Annotated in this window: 4 protein-coding genes and 1 pseudogene; all 5 read right to left on the reverse strand. The window is 37.4% G+C overall.

Going from position 1 to position 2,914, the window contains the following annotated elements; translation table 11 throughout:
- Window positions 1-78: 78 nt before the first annotated feature.
- Window positions 79-231: pseudogene (locus NFR99_RS14995) on the reverse strand (sigma-70 family RNA polymerase sigma factor); the annotation flags it as partial.
- Window positions 232-375: 144 nt separating this feature from the next.
- Window positions 376-723: a GntR family transcriptional regulator gene (locus NFR99_RS15000; RefSeq protein WP_135977033.1), complete on the reverse strand. Its 348-nt coding sequence runs from the start codon at window positions 721-723 to the stop codon at window positions 376-378.
- A 53-nt stretch (window positions 724-776) separates the two neighbouring features.
- A complete protein-coding gene (locus tag NFR99_RS15005; protein ID WP_120487385.1) occupies window positions 777-1,409 on the reverse strand; it encodes an ABC-2 transporter permease in 633 nt (210 codons plus the stop codon).
- Entirely contained in the window at window positions 1,406-2,263 is an 858-nt protein-coding gene (locus NFR99_RS15010; protein ID WP_120487387.1) for an ABC transporter ATP-binding protein, read from the reverse strand. The genes NFR99_RS15005 and NFR99_RS15010 overlap by 4 nt, the downstream gene beginning before the upstream one ends.
- A gap of 15 nt (window positions 2,264-2,278) precedes the next feature.
- On the reverse strand, window positions 2,279-2,650 hold the full coding sequence (locus NFR99_RS15015; RefSeq protein WP_120487389.1) for a GntR family transcriptional regulator: 372 nt from the start codon (window positions 2,648-2,650) through the stop codon (window positions 2,279-2,281).
- Window positions 2,651-2,914 lie beyond the last annotated feature (264 nt).

The raw sequence follows: 2,914 nt of genomic DNA on the forward strand, positions 1-2,914 counted from the left end.
ATAAGAAGTGTATGTTTTGATAGAGTATATCACAACATGCACTTCTTTTCATTACGGTGTGTTTTGTATCGCTTACAACTTTTCTTCTGTGAGGTATTCAAGGGATATTTCTTTTTGCCGCCGTCTGCTCCTGTCACGCCATGCGTTGATAGCCGCAAAGCGTATGACGGTCTTGCAATAGCCGTTGAAAGTATACATGATGTGTTCTCTGTATGCTTCTGTGCAAGGCATAAATGATTCCCCCTTTCTCCCACATAGGGCGGTGCGTGATTTACAGTTACATTTATTATAATTCAGAAGCTGGCAGTACTTTAGGCTGTTGCTCCTTAATTAACCACAAGCGAATCAAAAGCACAAAATGAATTTTAAGTGCTGCTACATATCGGAACTGTTTATATCCAAATTTTTCAAGTTGTTTCCATATGAACTGATTTCATCCTGATAAATGTGGTTTATTTGTTCCAGTATGTCATTCCGTATCTTGATAAGATATTGAATGTCTATTGTGACATATCTTCCTGTTGTGGATTGTTTTATGAGTATTTTTTCATCTTGCAATACTTGTAAAGCTCTTTGCATTGTATTAGGATTCACACTGGCTTGTTTTGCTAATTCCCGTGTTGAAGGAAGTCTGGCACCCAACTTATAATACCCATTAAATATTCTTTTCAATAATTCAATCGCAAGTTGGTTGTATCTCTTTGTGTTGTCTACCTTAATCACAACATCACCTCTTTTATAATTTCTTGAGATTACTATATAGTCCAATAGCCATATTATTTCTTTCTACTGTACCCTATCGCACTTATTATCATTGAAATTATAAATAGGATTACTACTGCAACTCCTGCAATAACAATATAAGAAAATATAGAATTAGTCATAGCAGAAAATCCAGCCCCATCTTCAAAATATTTGATAAAATAGAACATGGGAATTACTACAATAAGCCCCATTGTCTGCGCAGAGCGAAAACCAAACCAATAGGTTAATGGCAGACAGATTCCAGTCCATAATAACGGAACAATTAGAGATACAGCAGCAGACACTCCCCAAACAGTAACATTGAAACTCTGAAAAGCAATACTGGGTAAAAGATTAAATATAATGCTTCCCACAATGCTGACTGCCAATGTGCAGATAACAGAAATATATTTGCTTGTTACTACTGAAACCGCATTTACAGGCATTGCCAACTGATATTTTTTCCAACTTGCCTTTTCATCGCTCGCAAAACTCATTATATTCTGCATACCTATTGTCATGGCAAGCATTACAGATGCAAACAGACCCGCATAAACGCCGGTATTGACCATGAGTAATATAATTGCGCCAACCGCTATCAGAATCAGCTTTTTGTCAATACTCTTAAAGAAGATTGTAATATCTTTGTAAATCAAACCTTTCATGCTGCACCTCCTTTGATGTAGAAAAGCATAATATCTTCCAGTGTTGCATTATCGATTACAATATCTTTGTATTTGCGCCTTATCGCTTCTTTGTCACGGACAAGACACTCTACACTGACATTTGTAACCCTGTGGATAATATAATCATCCGGGGAAATGGAAGCAAACTTTTCCCTCCCGCACTTCACTATCCCAAAATGATAAACAAGGTCGTCTTTTTGTTCCTCAAAAATAATTTTGCCTTGATGAATCAAGATTACATAATCTGCAATCTTTTGTATGTCCGACGTGATGTGAGAGGAAAAGAAAATAGAACATTCCTCGTCCTGTATAAATTCTAAAAATAAGTCTAACATTTCATCACGCACAACCGGGTCAAGCCCCGTAGTCGCTTCATCTAAAATCAACAACTTCGGTTTATGCGCCATAGCGCAGATAATGGATAACTTCATCTTCATGCCCTTTGAAAAAGAGCCTATTTGTTTTTTTTCGGGGATTTTGAATTTTTTTAGGTACTGTCTGTAAAGGCTGCTATCCCATGATTTATATACGCCGGACAGTATTTTTTCAATATCTGACACATTAAATACATCATGGAAATTGCACTCGTCAAAGACAACGCCTATATCTTCCTTGACAGAAGAACTTGTATGTTCCCTGCCAAAAATCTGTATTTGCCCATTATCCTTTTTTAATTCATCAAGTATTAGGTTAATGGTCGTACTCTTACCAGCCCCGTTTTCGCCAATAAAGCCGACAATCCTGCCTTTCGGAACTTGAAATGAAACATGGTCTAACAAAAATTCGTCAAACTGTTTGCATAAATCCTGTACTAAAATGTTGTTTTTTTCCATGTCCTCGCCTCCTGTTTATTCTTCGTAAAACAACTTTAGAATATTTGTCATTTGTTCATAACTGATTCCATGTGCTCTGCCGATTTCCGCAACCTTTTGTAACAATTCCTCTGCTACACGCAACTGTTCTTCTTGGATAAACTCCTTGTTTTGGGCTGCAACAAAGCTCCCTTTTCCAGATACAGTTTCTATGAATCCGTCACGGGTCAAATCTTCATAAGCCCTTTGGACAGTAATAACGCTGATATGCAAGTCTTTTGCTAGTACCCTCATGGACGGTAACGCTTCACCAGCAGATAAAGTTCCGTTCATAATCAGATTTTTGACCTGCATACATATTTGCTCATAAATAGGTTTATCACTGCTGTTGCTTATGATTATTTCCATTTATTCACTCCTCTCTATGCGTATTGCTTGTAATATGCGTACTGGTTCGATAAGTACAGTATATGCACTTTTGATGTCATTGTCAATACCCTTTTTATGAAAAGATGGAGAATGAGTGTGATTCCGTAGCAGTCGGCACTGTGCGTAATGTGCATAACTTGCTATCTTATGGAGTTGTGGGAAAGTTTGTTTGCAGAATGTGGGAAAGCTGCACTTTAGCTTTTCCATGTTCTGTGAACGGACTTTTCCATGACGGAATAGCAA

The sequence above is a fragment of the Hominisplanchenecus murintestinalis genome, assembly GCF_943193015.1.
GTDB lineage: Bacteria > Bacillota > Clostridia > Lachnospirales > Lachnospiraceae > Hominisplanchenecus_A > Hominisplanchenecus_A murintestinalis.